The 20,371-nt window shown below is 57.5% G+C and carries 12 protein-coding genes; 11 read left to right on the top strand and 1 reads right to left on the bottom strand.

Going from position 1 to position 20,371, the window contains the following annotated elements:
• Window positions 1-193: 193 nt before the first annotated feature.
• A complete protein-coding gene (locus L3J03_08995; protein MCF6291110.1) occupies window positions 194-2,617 on the bottom strand; it encodes a tetratricopeptide repeat protein in 2,424 nt (807 codons plus the stop codon).
• Window positions 2,618-3,072: 455 nt separating this feature from the next.
• On the opposite strand from L3J03_08995, the gene L3J03_08990 reads away from it, so the two are divergent.
• The 11 genes from L3J03_08990 to L3J03_08940 all read left to right on the top strand — a co-directional run bounded on the left by L3J03_08990 (window position 3,073) and on the right by L3J03_08940 (window position 19,992).
• On the top strand, window positions 3,073-4,575 hold the full coding sequence (locus L3J03_08990) for an oligosaccharide flippase family protein (GenBank protein ID MCF6291109.1): 1,503 nt from the start codon (window positions 3,073-3,075) through the stop codon (window positions 4,573-4,575).
• Between the two features lie 25 nt (window positions 4,576-4,600).
• Complete coding sequence (locus L3J03_08985) at window positions 4,601-5,572, top strand: sulfotransferase (protein ID MCF6291108.1); 972 nt, start codon at window positions 4,601-4,603, stop codon at window positions 5,570-5,572.
• A gap of 41 nt (window positions 5,573-5,613) precedes the next feature.
• Complete coding sequence (locus tag L3J03_08980; GenBank protein MCF6291107.1) at window positions 5,614-7,005, top strand: O-antigen ligase family protein; 1,392 nt, start codon at window positions 5,614-5,616, stop codon at window positions 7,003-7,005.
• Window positions 6,998-7,843 carry a sulfotransferase gene (locus tag L3J03_08975; GenBank protein ID MCF6291106.1) on the top strand — a complete coding sequence of 282 codons (846 nt, stop codon included), beginning with the start codon at window positions 6,998-7,000 and terminating at the stop codon, window positions 7,841-7,843. The genes L3J03_08980 and L3J03_08975 overlap by 8 nt, the downstream gene beginning before the upstream one ends.
• 325 nt (window positions 7,844-8,168) lie before the next feature.
• Window positions 8,169-8,324 carry a hypothetical protein gene (locus L3J03_08970; protein ID MCF6291105.1) on the top strand — a complete coding sequence of 52 codons (156 nt, stop codon included), beginning with the start codon at window positions 8,169-8,171 and terminating at the stop codon, window positions 8,322-8,324.
• A 151-nt stretch (window positions 8,325-8,475) separates the two neighbouring features.
• Window positions 8,476-9,732, top strand: coding sequence for a DNA repair exonuclease (locus L3J03_08965; GenBank protein ID MCF6291104.1), 1,257 nt, complete (start codon window positions 8,476-8,478; stop codon window positions 9,730-9,732).
• Window positions 9,729-13,229, top strand: coding sequence for an AAA family ATPase (locus L3J03_08960; protein ID MCF6291103.1), 3,501 nt, complete (start codon window positions 9,729-9,731; stop codon window positions 13,227-13,229). Before L3J03_08965 ends, L3J03_08960 begins: the two co-directional genes overlap by 4 nt.
• 32 nt (window positions 13,230-13,261) lie before the next feature.
• The gene (locus tag L3J03_08955) at window positions 13,262-14,701 is read left to right on the top strand and encodes a DUF3375 domain-containing protein (GenBank protein ID MCF6291102.1); all 1,440 of its coding nucleotides are present in this window, start codon (window positions 13,262-13,264) and stop codon (window positions 14,699-14,701) included.
• A gap of 131 nt (window positions 14,702-14,832) precedes the next feature.
• Window positions 14,833-15,417 carry a DUF4194 domain-containing protein gene (locus tag L3J03_08950; protein ID MCF6291101.1) on the top strand — a complete coding sequence of 195 codons (585 nt, stop codon included), beginning with the start codon at window positions 14,833-14,835 and terminating at the stop codon, window positions 15,415-15,417.
• On the top strand, window positions 15,404-18,793 hold the full coding sequence (locus L3J03_08945) for an ATP-dependent exonuclease SbcCD, C subunit-like protein (protein ID MCF6291100.1): 3,390 nt from the start codon (window positions 15,404-15,406) through the stop codon (window positions 18,791-18,793). Before L3J03_08950 ends, L3J03_08945 begins: the two co-directional genes overlap by 14 nt.
• Window positions 18,790-19,992, top strand: coding sequence for a DUF2220 family protein (locus L3J03_08940; protein MCF6291099.1), 1,203 nt, complete (start codon window positions 18,790-18,792; stop codon window positions 19,990-19,992). Before L3J03_08945 ends, L3J03_08940 begins: the two co-directional genes overlap by 4 nt.
• The last annotated feature ends 379 nt before the right edge of the window (window positions 19,993-20,371 follow it).

Genomic DNA, 20,371 nt, shown 5'->3' with positions numbered 1-20,371 from the left:
TTCGCCGCGGCGGCGATTCGGAATCCATAAGCATATCCTGCCGAAGTTGTTTCAAATTCCGCTTTTGCCGTCACGGCCGCGGCTCAGGGTCCGCTACACCGTTCGGTATAAGAAAACCCCTTTCCCGATCCAACCTCAAACGTACGGGGTTTACCGAAACCTTACTTTTTATGAAGCTCGGCTGCATCCGTGATCACAGCTGTTTGAGAACCTTTTCCGCCTCTTGCCGGCCGGAAAACTGTTCGTCGTTCTCCAGGGCCTTGGTCAGTTTTTCCCGGGCCTCGTCTTTCCGGCCGCTGTTAAACAACAATATGCCCAGATGATAGTTGATTGCCGGATTATCCGGGGCCGCGGCCAGCGCCTTTTCAATGAGCAGGCGGGCCCGCTTGCTGTCCCCCAGTTTATAATAGATCCAGCCCAGGGTGTCGTTTACCGCTGCTTCGCCGGGCTTCATCTGCCGGGCCTTGCGGGCCAGGACCAGCGCCCTTTCCAGGTCGGCCCGGGAACCCGTATGTTCGGTCAGCAGGTCGGCGAGATTGTTTGCCGCCGGCCAGAGGCCCGGAATTTCGGTGAGCGCCTTTTCGTAAATCCGGATGGCCTTTTCCGGCTGTTGATCCTGTTGATACAGGGTCGCCAGGGTCAGGTAGGGCGCCGGTTGTTTGGGATCGGCCTTCAGGGCCTCCTCAAGCGTGGCAATTGCCTCTTCCCGCTTGTTGTGGGCCAGAAAGAGCTTGGCCAGGTTACCGTAGGGAACCTGCCAGGCCGGATTGATGCCGATGGCCTTTTCCAGGGCCTGCCGGGCCTTGTCGTACTCCTTGGTGGCGATATATACCCCGCTTAACAGGTTATAGGTAAAGGCATCGCCCGGGTTCCGGCTGAGTTGTTTCCTGCAGGCGGCCAGGGCCGTATCGGTCTTGCCGCGGGCAACATAGAGCTGGACAAGGGATGAAAATATATCCGCCGACTTGGGGTTGGCCGCCAACCCGGTCTCCAGCTCGCGGATGGCCTTTGTCCATTTCTTCTGTTTCCGGTAGAGTTGGCTGAGCTTCAGGTAGGCCAGCGGGTTTGTCGGGTCATTCTGTTTGAGCAGGCCGTATTCGCGTTCAGCCCGGGCAAGGTCGCCCCGGCTGAAGAAGAGATCACCCAATGTGGCCTGGAACTCCGCCTGATCCGGGTTTTGTTTCAGGAAGTCCCTGAGATACCCTTCCGCATCCTCATATTTTTCTCGCAGCAGGGCGACCCGAACCAGGGCCCTGACCACGTCCGGTGACCCGGGGGCAACCTCCAGGGCGTTGCGCAGGGTATCGGCGGCCAGTTCCAGTTCGCCGTTGGCAACATACGCGTCGCTCAGGCGCAGGTAACCGGGAATGAACCGCGGATTTTCCGTGACAATCGAGCGGAACTCGAACACCGCCTGCTGACTGTCGTTTTTCAGCATATGGATGTTGCCGCTCTTGAAAAGGGCGTCAATGTTCTTGGGACTCTCCTTAAGCACCTCGTTTACATAACGGTAGGCCTGCTCAACCTCACCGGCCATGAGATATGCCCGGGCCAGGCTGTTTTTTGCCAGGATGATCCCCGGCGCGGCCGGGTCCCGGTCGAGCAGCAGGCTCTCCTTGAGGACCGCCACGGCCTTGTCGATCTTGTCCTGGTATATATACAGGTCAGCCAGCCGCAGCCGGAGCTTGAAACTCTTCGGGTTTGCAGCGATCGCGTCAACCAGGGTCTTTTCCGCGGCGTCCAGCTGTTTCTTGACAAAATAAAACCTGGCGATTTTCAGCCTGGACTCCTCGTCCTGCGGGTCTGCGGCGATTATCGCGTCAAGCAGCTCGACCGCCTGGCGCTGCATGCCGGTATCCCAATAGAGCCCGGCCAGGTCATATTTATACTTGACCCGGCCGGCCTCCAGCTCAACGACCTTTTTGAGCGAGGTGATGGCCTCTGCCTGACGATTAGTCCGGGCAAACAGATCAGCCAGGGCAAAGCGAAGCATTGATGAGTCGGGGTTGGCCGCCACCCCGCGCCTGAGTACGGCCTCGGCCTGCTGAACATTTTTTTCCTGCTTGTCGGCCGTGGCCAGCAGGATGTACACATTGGGATCGATCACCCCCTGGTCGAGCATGCCGGTCAGGATCGCTTTTGCCTGGTCCCGGTCTCCCCGGGTCAGCAGTATCGCGCTCTTCAGCAACAGGGCCTCAATATCGGCCGGCTTTTTGCCAAGGACCAGTTCGGCCTTTTCCATGGCCTGGTCGTACAGCTTTGCCGAGAAGAGAATCTTGCCCAGCTGCAACTGGGCGTCCAGGTGGCCGGGCGACAGCTGGACGGTCTTATGGAAATTGCCGTAGGCCTTTTTTATATTCCCGTCTTTCATCTCGACCATCCCGAGCAGATAGCGGGCATCAGCAAATTCACGGTCGATCTGCAGGGCATTCTTCAACTCCAGCCGGGCCCTGGTGTAATCCCCCTGCTCGTAAAGGGTCTTGCCCTTGTTAAAGAACTTGGCCTTTTTCTGCTCCGGCCCGCCGCAGGCCGCCAGGGCCACGGTCATCAAGATAACGAGCAGAAACAAAAGGCTGCTTTTTGTAACAATGCGCGCATGGATTCCTGGTTGCGGCATGAATCCCTCCCTTGTCACGGATAAGGATGAAGAATATGTGGACAAAACTCGGGGCAGAGGCATAACTTTTGACAAATTGTAGTAAAACATGTACTTACATCATCAGGCTTATTATAGCAATAATGAATTATGGTAAGCGTTCACCAGCACCTCATCTTCGCCCATTCTGGCCTGCTCGAATAGCACCAGTATGCTTCGCAGTCCCGAATGAACGAATCTAAGCCACTGGTGAACGCTTACGGGCATGAGTTTACCGTAAATCCGTACCCCCGGTGAACGGTTACGAATTATGATGAACTCGTAACAACCCGAAAGGCTTCAAATGCCACCCAATAAAATCAACAAGTTACAAGACGAATCACGTCCGTCGAGCGGGTTGTTGCGAGACCGACAATCCTTGATATTGAACAAAAAACCTCAGTTGCGGCCGGAAATCAGCGGGGAAACGCGAAGTAATGGGACGGACAAAAGGTAATACCCGCTCGCAAGCCATTGTTCTCGGCATGGCCAACATGATCGTGTCGTTGGCCATGTTTGCCGCGCCGATGATTCTTGTTCGTCTGCTGGACAGGTCTGATTTTGCCGAATACCGTCTTTTCTGGCTGCTGGCCAACACGGCGCACCTCATTGCCCCATTGGGCCTGCCCAGAAGCCTGATGTATTTCCTGCCGCGGGTCGACCGGCAGGAAAAGGCCAGCTATGTGACCCAGGTTATCATGATGCTGTGCATTACCGGGTTGCTGGCCGCCTTTCTGGTCAGTCCTCTCAACCCTCTGTTCCCTGAAAGGCTTCAGCTGGAGGGCGGATATATCGTCCCGGCATTTGTTTTTCTCTGGGTACTCTCCTGCCTTGTTGAAACCCTGCCGACAGCGGACCAGAATTTCACCTGCCAGGCATTTGCCCTGATCAGCAATTCGGTGTCGCGGCTGGCCCTTGTCACCGGCGCGGCCTATTTTACCGGGGATATTCAGTACGTTTTTTTATCGTTACTGCTATTTGTCCTTTTCAAGCTGGCGATCCTGGCCTTTTACCTCAGAAAGCACCACCCGGTCAGATTTTCAAGTCTGAGCTGGGCCCGCATAAAGGCGCAGATCAGCTACGCCCTGCCCTTTGGACTGGCCAACATCATCGATAACCTGCGCCGCCAGGTGGAGCAGTGGATCGTGGCCCTGATTTTCCTGCCGGAGATGTTTGCGGTCTTTTCCCTCGGAGCCCTGGAAATACCCGTCCTCCGGCTGCTGAGACGGACCCTGGGCCAGGTGGTTTTTCCAAAAATGAGCCAGGCCCATGTCCAGGGAGATTTCAAACGGGTGCTTTACCTCAACCAGAGCGCCAACCTTGCCGTTGCTTTTGTGGTCTTTCCCCTGGCCGCTTTTATTTTCGTCCAGGCGAAACCCCTGGTCACATTGTTGTTCACCCGGGAATATGTGGGCGCTGCGGTGGTGTTTCAAATCTACCTCGTCCTGACCATTGCCAGGGTGATTGATGTTTCCAATATCATGATGATATTCAGCCAGAAGCTTTTCATGACCAAGGTCAGTCTGGTCCTGCTGCTGGGTTCCAGCCTGTTAAGCTACCTGGGGGCCCGAACCCTGGGTATCGCCGGGGCGGCCTGCGGCAGCGTGATTGCCCAGATTTTAATTACGATAATCACCTATCAGCGGGCCACCCGGTTACTCCGGGTCCGCTTTATCGAGTTGCAGGACTGGCAAAGCCTGGGACATGCCATGTTCGGTTCGGTCATTGCCGCGGCGGCAACATCCTTTTTCCTGCATATGTTGGGCCCGGACCTCGACTTACTGTTCAGAATTACAGCTGGGGCCTTTCTTTTCAGCACAGCATATGCGGGCTATCTCTGGTTTTCGGGGTATGGTTGGGTTTTTAAGACATTTGCCAACAAGGCGGACTGGAGTAAAGAGTTTATGAAAAAAAGGCATCCCGGGAACGGAACCCCCTGACATGCAGACCGGCCCGACACCATCAATGCAAAAGGACAGCCCCATTTTCATCGCTGCCGGCGGGAGGAGCGGCTCCACCTGGGTCCAGGACGTTCTGGGCCGGGCAAATGGCCTGCGGACGGTGTTTGAGCCCCTTCACCCGGGAAGAATTTCCAGCGCCGGGCCCTTTGCATATAAATATATTCCCGATGACCGGGAGGAACCGGAACTCAAAAAATTTCTCGATGAGGTCATATGGGGAGGCCGTGGCCGGCTGTGGGCGAACTACCGGATAAACAGAAACCATCTCTGGCACGGCTGGCCGGCTTTTTCTTCATTGGCCAAGGCCAAGGCCCAGATGGCCAGATATTGTAAGATGTTTGAAAGATATCGCAGATACAGGGGGATGAAAGTCGGGCAACGGCCCATCGTGAAATTTATTCGAGCAAATTTGATGCTTGGCTGGCTCCATAAAAACTATTCATCGCCGATTCTGGTGTTATTGCGGCATCCCGGCGCGGTGGTAGAGTCAAAGATGCGGCTCTGGCAAGGTGGCTGGAGGTATGATGAGTTGTCGGCCTACCTGCGGGACCGGACGCTCCGGGAAGACTATTTGTCCGGCATTAGCATTGGGGATGTTAATGATATGAGCAGGGCCGAGGGATTTGCCACGGTCTGGTGTATTGAAACCCTGGTTGCCCTGGACAAGGTCCGCAGCCATGGCCTGGCAATGGCGTTTTACGAAAACCTGCTTAAGGATCAGGACAAGGAGTGGCAGCGTATTGTGCAACAATTAGGCCTGGCAGAAGTCCCGGCCGGACAATGGCTCCGGCAACCTTCCCAGCAGAGTTCGCCAGACCGGAAGGGCACGATCTTTGATCAGAGTACCCTTGGTAACTGGATGGCAAGAATGTCGGATAAAGATCGCCTGATAATCGAAGAGGTGTTGAACCGGTTCGGTATCACGGCATATTCCATGAACTCTCCCATGCCCGGTAATGGGGCGTTACGGTCCTGAAGCCGGGACGTGGATTCCTGTGATTAAGAAGATAGGCGGCCATGTTTGATCTTAGTACAGCCCAGTTTGTCCAGTTGATAGCCGCCCTGGGGCTGGGGGTGCTGGTGTTCATTTTCAGCGTTGCCGGCCTGTACCGCAAGCTGTTCAACCTGGTGATCATCACCCTGCCCTTTCAATTCATCTCCAGCAGGTTCGGCACCCTCAACATGGCCTTCATCTTTGTGGTCGGGATCAGTGTTTTTCTCGGTCGAAAAGGGGAAAAAGACCCGGGCCGTTTCCTGATACCCGTCTCCTCCTGCCTTTTCCTGGTCGGCATGGCCTATGCCCTGTCGTTTTTCAACAACCCCCGGCCGTTGCTGGTATTGCAGGTCACATACCTGATCGGTCTTTTTTCAAGTGTTGTTCTTTTTTATACAACCTACCGGCTCATCAACCGCGAAGACGAACTGCACCAGTTCTTCAAACTCCTGCTTATCATGAACGTGCTGGTGCTGGGCTACTGCGTGCTCCAGGTAATAGCCGGGTTCACCCAGATAGTGCCGTTTGGAATCCAGGAATTCGCCTTTGTCAAAAACAGGCTCCACGCGGCCATTGACGAGCGGCGGCTCACCGGGCCTTTTTCAGGCCCCGGGCTGCTCGCCGAATACTTTGTTCTCATGGTGTTCATCCAGAGCTACTACCTCATGGCAACCGGCCGGATGAAGCGGATCGTCATCCCGGTTCTGTTCGGCAACCTCTGCGCCATGGTCGGGACCGGCAACCGCGGGGCCCCCATTGCGATGGTTATCGGCCTTTTTATTTTCATATTTCTTTTCAGGCGCCAGCTTGGTCCCGCAAAAATATTAAAATTCATGGTGGTGGGGATACTTCTCTCCGCCGCGGCCAGCGTCATCATGCTGCGCTATACCCAGTTTAACGTGCTGTACGACCGATTCGCAGACACGGAAATTCAGGGGTTCACCCCGGACACCAGGAGGGGGTGGCCGGAATATATCAAGCGGGCGCTGGAAACCCCCATCCTCGGCAAGGGGGTCCGGATGATCCTGGTTTCGGACCTCTACGACGAAAAGGGCAGAAAGAAGGTCTCCGGGGTGCCGGCCAGTGCGGCCATGGGATATCCCCACAGCCTGTATATCTATCTCTTCTACACCCTGGGCATGGTCGGCCTGCTGGCATATGCCCTGCTGGCGGTCTGCCTGTATGCCTGTTTCTTCAACATGAGCCGGGTCCGGACGGACAGCCGGTTCGTGGAAGGTATCCCCAGGCTGGCCATTGTTGTTCTGACCGTATTCTGTATCGACCAGTTTAAAATCGAATTTCTCCGCCACACTTATTCTGACTACCAACAATTTCTGGCCGCGACCCTGGCCATGTTCCTTGCAAGCAACAAGATAGCGGCCAGGGAAAAACCGGGTGATAAGCACGATGGCTGACAAGAAAAAATTTGTCATTCTGACCTCCCCGAGGACTGGTTCGACCTATATCCGCCTCTGGCTCAACAGCCATTCGCAGATTCGCTGTCATGGTGAGCTGTTCCTGTGGAAGTACAAATATGAAGACGGTTTCCGGCATTACTGTGCGGAATCGGTACTGGATCGAACTCTTCATGTTTTTTACCGGAACCGGTTACTCAGGAAACTTGGTTTGAACCCGCACCTGAACAGGGCAGTGGCGGAATACCTGCGGCGTTTCGCGGACGACCCCGCTTTTCCGCTGCCATGGACACAGTATGACATGGCTGATGCCGATAAGCCGGCCGGCGGCAAGACGGTAATCGGCTTCAAGATGATGTACAACCAGTTGAAGGCCACACCGGAGGTGCAGCAGTGGATCGCAAGGGGCAAGGTCTCCATTCTCCATCTTGTCCGGGAGAACGACCTCAAGCGTTTCGTCTCCCTCGTACGGATGAAAAGTACCGGGACATCCCATGTGCAAGGCAATAATGTCAAACCCCGGCCAGTGACCATCCCCATCGGCAGGATGATGATTTTTCTGCATCGCAGCCGCCAGGAAGTGCAGGCCTATCGCGAATTGTATGCCCGCGGGAATCCCTATCTTGAAATAACCTATGAGAATTTTTTCAGTGATATGGCGGCCAGCCGGCAAGCGATCCTCTCTTTCCTGGGCGTTATCGATGAGGAGATGGAAGAGGCCAGGCTGAAAAAAACGAGCACCGACTCCATTGCCGGGGAGATTGTCAATCACCGGGCGGTGATCAAGGCCCTTTCCGGTACGGAATTCGAAAAATTTCTTGCTGTCTATCAAACTTGATAAACTGGTAACAACCCGAAATGCTTCAAATGCCACCCAATAAAATCAACAAGTTACAACATGACACACGTCCGTCTCGCGGGTTATTGCGAGACCGACAAACTTGATAAACTGGTAACAACCCGAAATGCTTCAAATGCCACCCAATAAAATCAACAAGTTACAACATGACACACGTCCGTCTCGCAGTAAGGTTTCGGTAAACCCCGTAGGTTTGAGGTTGGACCGGGAAAGGGGTTTTCTTATAGCGAACGGTGTAGCGGACCCTGAGCCGCAGCCGTGACGGCAAAAGCGGAAATTGAAACAACTTCGGCAGGATATGCTTATGGCTTCCGAATCGCCGTTGCGGCGAAGCGAGTTCCTGCTTGATAGCCTGTTTATGAACAGCCGGCCCTTCTCAATGGAGCGGCCGTTGGTAGAAGAAGACCCCTTTCCCGACAGGAGGGGGTTTACTGAATGTTTACGGTCATTGTACTCCTGAGTAATCCTGACTTCTTGCTGTTCCGTGGTTATCCGGTATATTGATAAAGAAACATAGCAACACTCCGAAAAGCCTTGGTTCTGGGCGAACCGGCATGGCCGGGCCATATCGGCCGGCCACGGCGCTTCGTCCGGCACGACTTTCATATAACATGTTTAAATTCCTCCACATAGCCGACATACACCTTGACAGTCCCTTAAAGGGCCTTGAGGCCCATGGGGACGCGCCGGTTGAGGAGATTCGGGGCGCGACGCGGCGGGCCCTTGACAACCTGGTTGATCTGGCCATTGAGGAAGAGGTTGATTTTGTCCTGATTGCCGGCGATCTCTATGACGGTGACTGGAAGGATTACAACACCGGACTTTTCTTTGCCGGCCGGATGGGCAGGCTGGACAAGGCAGGGATCAGGGTTTTCATTGTTTCCGGCAACCACGATGCAGCCAGCCGGACCACCAGAATCATGCCTCTGCCTGGCAACGTCACCCTGTTTCCCCATAAGAAGCCCTGTTCGGTTACACTTGAAGACCTTGGCATCATCATCCATGGCCGGAGCTATCCCTCCCGGGCGGTGACCGAGAATCTGGCCCTGCAATACCCGCAACACGATGCTGGCTATTTTAATATCGGCCTGCTCCACACCTCCCTGACCGGCCGTGAGGGACACGAGGATTACGCGCCCTGTACCCTGGATGACCTCAAATCCAAGGGCTATGACTACTGGGCCCTGGGCCATGTCCACCAGCGGGAAATCGTCTCACAAGATCCCTGGGTGGTCTTTCCCGGCAATATCCAGGGCCGGCATATCAAGGAAACCGGGACCAGGGGCGCCACCCTGGTGATTGTGGAGGACGGCCGGATCGTGGAAGTTGAAGAGCGTGAACTTGATGTGCTGCGCTGGGCCGTCTGCCGGGTGGATCTGTCCGGCTGCGAGACCAGGGAGGCGGTGTATGAACAGGTTCGTGCGGTTATGGAGAAAGAGCGGCAAACAGCCGGCGGCAGGACCCTGGCCCTGCGCCTGCAGTTGGCAGGAAGCTGCCCCCTGCATGCGGAACTGCATGCCTGTTCGATTCAGTGGACCGAAGAGTTCCGTGGTATTGCCGCCGGCCTGGGTGATGTCTGGCTTGAAAAGGTAAAATTCAGAACAAGCCGCAAGACCAGCCTGGAGGAGATCGTTGGTCAAGACACACCCCTGTCCGGCCTGCTGCGGGCAATTGAGAACCTGGACCTTGGCAAGGCTGCGCTGACCACATTGGTACCGGACCTGGCCGGCCTGAAAACCAAACTGCCGGCTGAACTGCTGGATGCTGATTCCCTGCTGGAGAGTTCGCCGCAAGGGTTGACCGAACTGCGGGAAGAGGTCAAGGAACTCTTGATCGCCAGACTGATCCACCACGGAGGAGAGGCATGAGGCTCAAGCGCCTTGATCTGAAGGCCTTTGGCCCCTTCACCGACCGGACTCTTGAGTTTAATTCCAGGGAGCCGGGCCTCCATATCATCTTTGGCCCCAACGAGGCGGGAAAAAGCAGCTCGCTCCGAGCCCTTAAGGCATTGTTATACGGCTTCCCGGAGCGTACCGCTGATAATTTCCAGCATGCCAATGATCAGCTCCTGGTCGGTGGATGCCTCCAAGGGGCTGATGGCCGGGAACTCGCCTTTCTCCGCCGCAAGAAAAGAAAGGCCGATCTCCTGGACCTTGACGGCAACCCCATGGACCCCGGCATGGTTGCCGCCTTTCTCCATGGCATTGAGCCGGCCCTTTTTGAATCACTCTACGGAATCGACCACAAGATCCTGGTGGAGGGCGGCGAGGATATCCTGGCCCAGAAAGGTGAGGTGGGCCAGGCCCTGTTTGCCGCTGGCGCGGGCATCTCTTCCCTTAAGAAGATTCAGGACTCCCTTGATGCGGAGGCGGATGAACTGTTCAAGGCCCGGGGCAGCAAGCAGCGGATTAATCAGGCGATCAAGGAGTATAAGGCCCTGAAAAAAACCGTCAAAGAGGAGAGCCTTCCCTCTAAAAAATGGAAGGAACATAAAAAACGTTTGCAGGACGCGGAAGCCGCACAGGCCGGGCTTGAGCAGGAGAGCAGGCAGAAGGGTGGCGAGGTGCGGCGGCTTGAGCGGCTGCACCGGGCCATCCCTGAACTGGCGGAGCTTGAAAACCTGAAGAAACAGTTGCAGCAGTTAGGCGATGTGGTGCTGCTGCCGCCGGAGTTTTCCAACGAACTCCGGCAGGTGGAGCAGGAGATCCGTGAAACCAGGCTGCAGACCGATAAAGATAAAGTCCGGCTGAAAAGGCTGGCAACCGGACAGGAGGGCATCTCGCTGAACCAGCCGCTTCTTGACCATGCGGAAACGATCGAGGACCTGCACCAGCGGCTCGGCGAGTACCGCAAGGGGCTGAAGGACCGGAGCAGACTGGATGGCATGCGGATCAGCAACCGCAAGGATGGCGGCGCCCTGATCAGGGAGATCCGGCCTGATTTAACCCTGGAAGATGCCGAGTCCTTGCGGCCGGTGTTCAGCAGAAAGAGAACCATTCAGGCCTTGAGTTCCCGGCACGGGGCCCTGATCCAGCAGGCGTCCCAGGCGCGGAAGCAGAAAGATGAGGCGGAAAAGGAGCTTGGGCAAATTGCCGCGGCCCTGTCCGGCCGGCCGGCCATTAGAAAAAATGATGGCCTGGCCAAGGCATTGAAGCCGGCCCGGCGCGTGGGTGATATCGACCAACGGATCGAGGAGATTTCCCGCGAGATCAACGCTGGCAGAAAGAGCTGCCGGGCAGAGCTTAAGAGGCTGGGGCTGTGGTCCGGGGAACTGGATCAATTGCCGGGGTTGACTCTGCCCTTGCCGGAGACGGTGCGACGCTTTGAGACACTCTACAGCGTGATTGAAAATGAGCGACAGCAGCTGAAAAAGGACCGCAAAAAGGCTGAAGCGGAGCTGAAGACCGCCCGGACCGATAACCGGGAAGTGGCATATGGGGGCGAGGTTCCCACTGAGCGGAATCTGGAGGAATCCCGGAATAAGCGGCAGCAGGGCTGGCGCCTCCTGCGCCGACAGTGGATCGATGGCAAGGATATCTCAAAAGAGGCAAAGGAGTATGCGCCGGGCCGGGCCGTGTACAAGGCCTATGAAAAAAATGTTGCCCAGGCGGACCATATCGCTGACCGGCTGAGACGGGAAGCGGAGCGGGTGGCCAAGGCGGCATCGCTGCGGGCCCGGATTGAAGGCCTTGAGGAGACAATTAAGGAGATCAGCCGGCAGGAACGGGAATCAGCCGATCGCGCCGAAGAGCTGGCCGCCGCATGGCGGGCGCAATGGGAATCCATCCAGGTTAAGCCCCTTTCTCCCAAGGAAATGTTTGCCTGGCTGACTGATATCGACAGCCTGCGGGTTAAGCTGACCGAGATCCTTAACAAGGAAGCCGAGCTTAGAGAGAAGGACCGGGCGCGGCAACATTATCGCAAGCTTCTGGCAGAGGAGCTGAAGGCCCTGGGAGAAAATCAGGCGTTCCCCGGCCGGGAGCTTACCCCGGTGCTGGTCTTGGCTGAATCGGTTCTGGAGGATATCGCCCTTCACCGGACTGAACTGGACAAGCTTTACGACAGACAGGCCCAGGTCCGGACCGCATTGGCCAGGGCCCAGAAAGAGCAGGAAGCCGCGGCAGCGGCCCGGGCCGATTGGCAGGAAAAGTGGGACAAGGCCCTGGCCGGCCTGGGGCTTCGCGACCAGGTGTTGCCCGAGGAGGCCCTTGATCTCCTTGATACCATTAATGACTGTTTTGATAAGCTGGAAAAGGCGCGGGAGTTTCAGGGCCGCATCAATGGCATTGACCGTGATGTCGATAAATTCAGTGGTGATGTGCAGACCCTGGTGGCGCAGGTTGCCCCTGACTTGAAGGATCTTTCTCCGGATCAGGCCGTGTTGCAGCTGCACACCATGCTTGGCAAGGCCCGGCAGGACCATGAGCTGCTGAAAAAGACCAGTGAGGAAATAGAGGGGCTGGCCGCTGAAATAGAGAATGGCGAAAAGACCCTGCAAAGCCTGGATGGGCGGATGGCCGGGTTACTCGCCACAGCCAGGTGCGACAAGGTTGCGGACCTGGCCGGGGCCGTCAGGAAATCCGGCGAGTATCAGCGCCTGCGGGAAAAGATTGCCGCGGCAGAGTCATCCCTGGCAAAGATCAGTGACGGCATATCACTTGAGGAAATCAAACGCCAGGCCGATGAAGTGGATGTGGATGAGCTGCCGGGGTGGATCCTAATCCTTAAACGGCAGATCGATGAAGAACTCTATCCCGGGATTACGGATATTTTAAAACTGATCGGTGAAGAAAACCGGGAACTGCAGCTCATGGACGGCAGCGCCCGGGCCGCGGAGGCAGCCGAGAAAATGGAGCGGGTCGGGGCCGGGATACGCCGGCTGGTTGACCAATATACCCGGATCAAGCTGGCTGCCATGGTGCTGAAGGATGAGATTGAACGATACCGGGAGGAACACCAGGACCCGGTGTTGAAGATCGCCTCCAGGTATTTTGCCGACTTGACCCTGGGCTCCTTTGCCGGCCTGCGCACGGATGTGGATGATAATGGCAATCCCATCCTGGTCGGGGTCAGGCCGGACAAATCCCGCCTGACCGTCGGGGCAATGAGTTCCGGCACCCGTGACCAGCTCTTCCTTGGCCTGCGCCTGGCCTCCCTGGAGTGGCGCCTTGAAAACAGCGAACCCATGCCCTTTATTGTTGACGATATTTTAATTAACTTTGATGATGAGCGGTCCAGGGCAACGCTGCGGGTCCTGGCTGATTTATCAGAAAAGAACCAGGTGATTCTCTTTACCCACCATGGCCGGATTGTGGAAACAGCCAGGGAGATGAAAGTCAATTCCGTATATGTACATGAGCTTTAACCCCTGAACTCGAACCCTTTATTATACTATCCATGGATTTTGATTACCTGGAACACCTCAAGGCCTCGCACCCCACCCTGCGCCTGCTTACAGCGGACAATGGGCCCCTGATTATCAGTTTCCTGTTCAAGATCTTTGTTGAACCGAACCGTAGGTCCGTGCCGCAGCAGGAGCTGGAAACCCTGCTTGGCGACTATCTCTATCAGCTCCATGACATCCTGGGCAAAGAACGGTTTCCGCGCAGTGCCCGGGAATATCTGGAGGCATGGGCTGCGGGTGAAAGCGGCTTTTTACGCAAATATTATCCCGATATCCGTGATGAACCGGAATATGACCTGACCCCGGCCACGGCCCGGGCCGTCGAGTGGCTGCAGAGTCTTGAGGAGCGGCGGTTCGTGGGCACCGAATCCCGCCTGCTCGCCATCTTTGAACTGTTAAAAGACATCGTCGACCGCACTGAGCAGGATCCCGAGACAAGGATCAGGGAACTCGAAAAGCGGAGAGCCGCTATTGACAGCGAGATCGAATTGGTCCGGGAACAGGGGGTTGCGCCCTATGATCCCACCCAGGTCAAGGAACGTTTTTTCCAGGCCGAGGATACCGCCCGCCGCCTGCTCGCCGATTTCCGCCAGGTTGAATACAACTTCCGCGCCCTTGACCGGCAGACCCGGGAGCGGATCGCCACCAGCTCCAAGGTCAAGGGGGCGCTGCTCGACGAGATATTCCACGACCGGGACGTGATCCGCGATTCAGACCAGGGCAAAAGCTTCAAGGCCTTCTGGGAGCTGCTCATGTCTCCGGACCGGCAGCAGGAACTGCAGACCCTGCTGGACAAACTCTATGCCATCGAGGAAATCGAGGAACTGCAACCCGACCCGTTGCTGGCCCGTATCCGTTACCTGCTGCTTGATGCCGGGGAAAAGGCCTATAAGACCGCCAACCTGCTGGTGGAGCAGTTGCGTAAATTCCTGGACGACCGGGCCTATCTGGAAAACAAACGGATCATGGAGATCATCCGCCGGATCGAAAAACAGGCCATGGGTGTGCAGGATTCGCCGCCGCCGGAGCGGAACTTCACCACCCTGGATGAATTATCCCCCCGGCTGGAGCTGGTCATGTGCCGCAGCCTGTTTACGATTCCGAAGAATCCGGTTATCGAGGAACAAGCGCTGGCGCAGGGCAGTGAAGATATTGCAGTGGAACCCCTGTACGAGCAGGTATATGTGGATGAAAAAGAGCTGGCCGCCAATATCCGGGCCGCGTTGCAGGACCGGGACCAGATCAGCCTTGCCGGCCTGGTGCGGGATTTCCCGGTACGAAAGGGCGTGGCCGAGGTGGTCGCCTACCTGGACCTTGCGGAAAAAGACGACCGGGCCATTGTTGACAGCGACCGGACAGAGGCAATCGTCATTGCCACTGAAACAGGAGAAACAAAACAGCTCCAGGTGCCGCGGATCATCTTTGTTCGGTAAGGGTCAGGTTATTTCTTTACAGGCCCTAAGCTCTCTTCCCGGGGGGCGATAAAAAAGTTATAACACCTCAAACCGATGGAATATCAACTCAAGCCTTCACGGATTCAGGAATTTCAAAGATCAAGGGAATAATGAATACTGAGCATCAACCAGAGCTGGGGCCGGTGCTGATCCGGCTGCTCAAGGGGGTTCTTTACCAGGAGCGGTATCCCAGCCAGTGGCAGGACCTTGTGCGGTTGCAGGGCCCGGTGCGCGATTATTTCAAGCTCATCGGCCTCACCCTGGTCATTGACGAGGCGGAACAGTATGCCTTTCTGCGCCAGGACAGCGAAGCCGGGGAAGCAGGGGATGAATCCCTGCCCCGCCTGGTCCAGCGCCGGCCGCTCGGTTATCCGGTCAGCCTGCTGCTGGTCCTGCTGCGCAAAAAACTGATCGAACTCGATGCCGGGGGCGGTGAAACCAGGCTGATCCTGAGCCGGGCCCAGATCGTGGACATGCTGCGGGTCTTTTTGCCTGAAAGCAGTAACGAGGCAAAGATCATCGACCAGATCGACCGTTATATCAACAAGCTGGCAGACTACGGCTTCCTGCGCCGGCTCAAGGGAAGCAGCGGCCAGTTCGAGGTGCACCGGATCATCAAGGCCCTGGTGGACAGCGACTGGCTCAGTGATTTTGCCGCCCGGCTTACGGAGTACCAGGAACATGCGTCCCGCTGAACAACGACGGTCCCTGTTCGACCTTGCCCTGGCAGACGTTGAGGCGGGCTTCCGCCTGGAGCGTTTCGAGCTGTACAACTGGGGCACCTTTGACCATGCTGTCTGGCACCTGGCCCCGCAAGGCCACAACAGCCTGCTCACCGGTGACATCGGCTCGGGCAAATCCACCATTGTCGACGGCCTGCTGACCCTGCTGGTCCCCCACAACCGGATCGTCTACAACAAGGCCGCTGGCGCTGAAAGCCGGGAGCGCACCCTGTACTCCTATGTGCGCGGCGAATATAAATCCGAAAAGGACAACCTGACCGGGACCGCAAAGGCCGTGGCCCTGCGCGATGGAAACCAGTACACGGTGCTCCTGGCCCGTTTTACCAACCAGGGCTACAAGCAGAGCGTTACCCTGGCCCAGGTCTTCTGGCTCAAGGACCGGCGGCGCAACCCGGAACGATTTTTCGTGGTTGCCACCAGACCCCTTTCCATTGCCGAGGATTTCTCCAACTTTGGTTCCAATATCCTGGACCTGCGCAAAAAACTGCGCCAGGAGCAACAGCTGGAGGTGTTGACCCACTTCAAGGAGTACAGCGCCCGGTTCCGGCGCTTGTTCGGTATTGAGTCGGAACAGGCCCTTAATCTCTTTTACCAGACCGTATCCATGAAGTCGGTGGGCAACCTCACCGACTTTGTCCGCCGCCACATGCTGGAGCTGCCCGAGGTGGAAGAACGGATAGGCGAGATTCGCCGCAACTTCGACAACCTCAACCAGGCCCACCAGGCGGTTCTCCATGCCCGGGCCCGCATCGAGGAACTGAAACCGCTGGTCAAGGACTGGCAGCGCCACCGGAAGGTGGCGGACCGGGTTGACGAACTCGAACAATGCCGGGAGGGGCTGGAACCCTGGTTCGGGGCCCACAAGGCGGCCCTGCTGCGGGAGGGCATCAATCAGCTGGACCAGGAGATCGAGAAGCGCGGCCAGCAGATCGAGACCACCGAAGAGGCCCTGCATCATCTGCGCAACCAGGAAAGTGATCTGAAAACCGCCATTGACGAGAGTGGCGGCCGCCGGTTGGCCGACCTTGCCCGGGAGATCGAGCAACTGTCCCGGGAACGGACCAGGAAAAGCGGGCAGGAGCAACGTTACCAGCAGCTTGTCCAGGGTCTGGACCTGGCAAAACCAGCCAACGAGGAACAGTTCCTTGACAACCGGCGCCAGGGCGAGCAACTCCTTGCCCGGAGCAGCCGCGAACTGGAGGAGCTGACAAAACGGTTGATCGACGCAGAGATATCCATCCGGGACTGCCAGGCGCAATCCGCGCAACTGACCAGTGAAATTGGATCCCTGAAAAAACGGCAAAGCAATATCCCGGGCAAACATATCCGTATCCGCCGGGAGATGGCGGCGGTGTTGGCCGTGGCAGAGGAGGAGCTGCCCTTTGCCGGAGAACTGCTGCAGGTGGATGAACGGGAAAAGGAGTGGCAGGGCGCCATTGAACGGGTCTGCCACTCCTTCGGCCTGAGCCTGCTGGTCAGCGAGGCCCTGTACCAACAGGTAAGCCATTACGTGGACCGTACCCGGCTGCAGGGGCGGCTGGTCTATTTCCGGGCCAGGGAGGAAAAACAACCGGTTGCGGTCAGCGATGATCCCCGCGAGCTGTGGCGTAAACTGCGCATCAAAACCGAAAACCACCATTACCCCTGGCTGGAGCGGGAGATCCGCCGCCGCTTCAACCTTGTCTGCTGCGACTCCCTGGACGAGTTCCGCCGTCTGCCCGGGGCGGTCACCCGCCAGGGCCAGATCAAATCCAGGAACAGACGCCACGAAAAAGACGACCGCTACCCTGTTAACGACCGGTCCAGGTACGTGCTTGGCTGGTCCAACCGGGAAAAGATCAGGGCCCTGGAACAGGAGGCGGACAAACTCCAGGCCCGGGGCGCCGCGCTGAAGGAACAGCGCAACCGCCTGGATAAGCAGCGGCAACAACTGGATATCAGCCGCGATTGCTGCCGTGATCTGCTGCGAACCGAGCATTTTTCCGAAATCAACTGGCAGCCCCTGGCCCGGCAGATCCAGGCCCTGGAGGATGAACGGCGCGAAATCGAGGCCAGCTCGGATTTGCTCCGCTCCCTGCAAGAGCGGCTCAAGCAGGTTGGCGGAGAGATCCAGCTCCTTGAACAACGGCGCGAGACCCTGCGCGACAAGCGCAGCCGGGCAGCCCAGAAAAAAGAGGACCGCCAGGCTGCTCTTGACCAGGTCCGCCGGTATGCGGATTTCCCGACCGAGCAACGGACAGCCGGCCTGGTTGCCATGCTTGACGGTTTCCGCGACCAGGTCCTGCCCGGAAAAGCGTTCACTCTCATCAACCTGGACAGTTGCCAGCGGCGGATACGCGGCCATATCCAGGAGCAGATCAACAGCCAACGTAAGAAAACGGTCCGGCTGGCGGAATCGATCATCCGCCGGATGAACCGCTTCAAGACCAACTGGCCGGCCGAGAGCAAGGAGGTTGATGCGGCCCTCGAGGCCGGGCCCGAATACCGGCGTATGCTGCAATCACTGGTCAGGGAAGACCTGCCCCGGCACGAGGCCCGTTTCAAGGAGATGCTCAACGAGGGGACCATCAACTCCATTGCCCTGTTTCAGAACCAGATGGAAAAGGAACGGCAGGAGATCAGGGACCGGATCGACACCATCAATATCTCCCTCAAGGAGGCGCAGTACAATCCCGGCACCTACATCGAGCTGGTGGCTGATCCCACCACTGACCCGGAGATCCGTGATTTCCAGCAGCAAGTGCGGCAGTGCCTGGCCCACAGCCTGGCCGGAGACGAACTCTACGACGAATCCCGTTTTCTGCTGGTAAAAAAACTGATCGACCGGTTCAACGGCAGGCAGGGCACGGCGGAGCTGGACCGGCGCTGGACGGTCAAGGTAACCGACGTGCGCAACTGGTTCACCTTTTCCGCCTGCGAGCGCTGGCAGGAAGACGGCCGGGAAAAGGAATACTATTCCGACTCTTCGGGCAAATCCGGGGGCCAGAAAGAAAAACTGGCCTACACCATCCTGGCCTCGGCCCTGGCCTACCAGTTCGGGCTCGAATGGGGCGCCACCCGCTCCAGGTCATTTCGTTTCGTGGTCATTGACGAGGCATTCGGCCGCGGCTCGGACGAATCCACCCGCTACGGCCTGGAGTTGTTCAAACGACTCAACCTGCAGCTGCTTATCGTCACCCCCCTGCAGAAAATCCATATTATCGAAGATTACATCCATGCAGTGCATTTCATCCACAACGAAGAGGGCCGCAACTCCATGGTCCGCAACCTCACCATCGAGGAGTACCGGGAGGAGAAAAAGCGGCGTTCCCGGACTGCAGTTCCATGATCAGCCCCGCGGATATCCGAAAAAAGGGGCTGCGCCAATGGCCTGCCTTACTGCGCAGCCATCTCACCGGTGAGCCCCTCCTGCCGATTGTCATCCCGGTCAAACGCATAACCGGCCGCAGCCTGAGTGACAATTTCACCGCGGTGCGGTGCTGGCTGGAGACCCTGCGCGCCGGGGAAAAACAGCCGGATTCGCCCGGCTACCGCATCGAGTATCAGCAGATCAAGCACCGGCGGCTGGGAGAGCAGAGCATTCCGGTCCGGATCATCATCGAGACCCGGACGGATTTTCTGGCCCTGACCGGCCGGGAACGGCAATTTTCCACCTTCCGCAAAACCGTTGCCCGCATCCTGGCCGAGCTGCCGGAACTGCGGGACCTCCTGATCCGCAGACCGGATATCGTCCTGCAATACAAAGATGCCTGGCCGCGGCTGCTCGGTGTTGCCGCCTGGTTTAAAAAAAATCCCCGGCCCGGCTGTTATGTGCGCGAGCTGGATATCGCCGGGGTCGATTCAAAATTCGTGGAAGGGCATCGCCCCATCCTGGCCGCCATCCTTGACCTGGTCCTGCCCGCGGCGGCCATTGACCGGGGAGTAAAGGGCCTTGGTCAACACGGCTTTGAGCGCCGCTTCGGCCTGGCCTGGGACCAGCCGCTCATCCGTTTCCGGCTGCTTGACCCGTCCCGGACCATCTCCGGCCTTACCGACCTGTCCGTTCCCCTGGCCGACTTTACCACCCTTGTGCCGCCCTGCTCCCGCGTCTTTATCACGGAAAACAAGACCAGCGGCCTCAGTTTTCCACCCCTGGCCGAGGCCATGGTCATCTTCGGGCTGGGCTACGGTATCCAGTCGTTGCAACAGGTGGAGTGGCTCCGGGGAAAAACCATCTGCTACTGGGGCGATATCGACACCCACGGCTTTGCCATCCTCTCGCAACTGCGCGGTTATTTCCCCCAGGTCCGCTCTCTCCTCATGGACCGGCAGACCCTGATGGCACACCGGTCTCTCTGGGGCCGGGAGGAGGAGGCCAAGCGTTGTCTGCTCACCCTTGAACATCTTGGTGACCAGGAGCAGAAGCTCTATCATGACCTGCGGGACAACCGGATCGGCCAGGCAGTGCGGCTGGAGCAGGAACGGATCGGTTTCTCCACCGTCCAGGCGGCCCTGCGCCGGGTCATGTCCATGTCAGACCGGCCATGACGCCATCTTTGCCCCGGCGGTCCGCGGGCCGGGGACATTGCCTTGAACAGCCCCTTTTCCAGGAAGCGTTCCTGACCCCCCCGGCCCCGGCATAGCGGCCATCTCCCGCGGGATATGCCTGTGTGAGCCGGCCTGATCGTGCGAAGAGGGGGTGCTGGTGAACGGTTACCGTTGATGGAGTTATAACCAAGGATTAACCAAGGATTAATAAAGGTAAGGTTAGATGAAAGTCGTGCCGGACGGTAAACATTCGTAACCGTTCACCAGGGGCTACAGATTTACGGAAACCACCATCCTGTAAGCGTTTACCAGTGCCACGGATTCGTGCAAGCAGGCCGGCGAATCCATAGTATGCCTATGTGAGCCGGCCTGATCGTGC

This window comes from Desulfobacterales bacterium (assembly GCA_021647905.1).
GTDB lineage: Bacteria > Desulfobacterota > Desulfobulbia > Desulfobulbales > BM004 > JAKITW01.
Note: the sequence above shows the minus strand (reverse complement) of the source record. Positions and strands in the feature narration are given on the sequence as shown.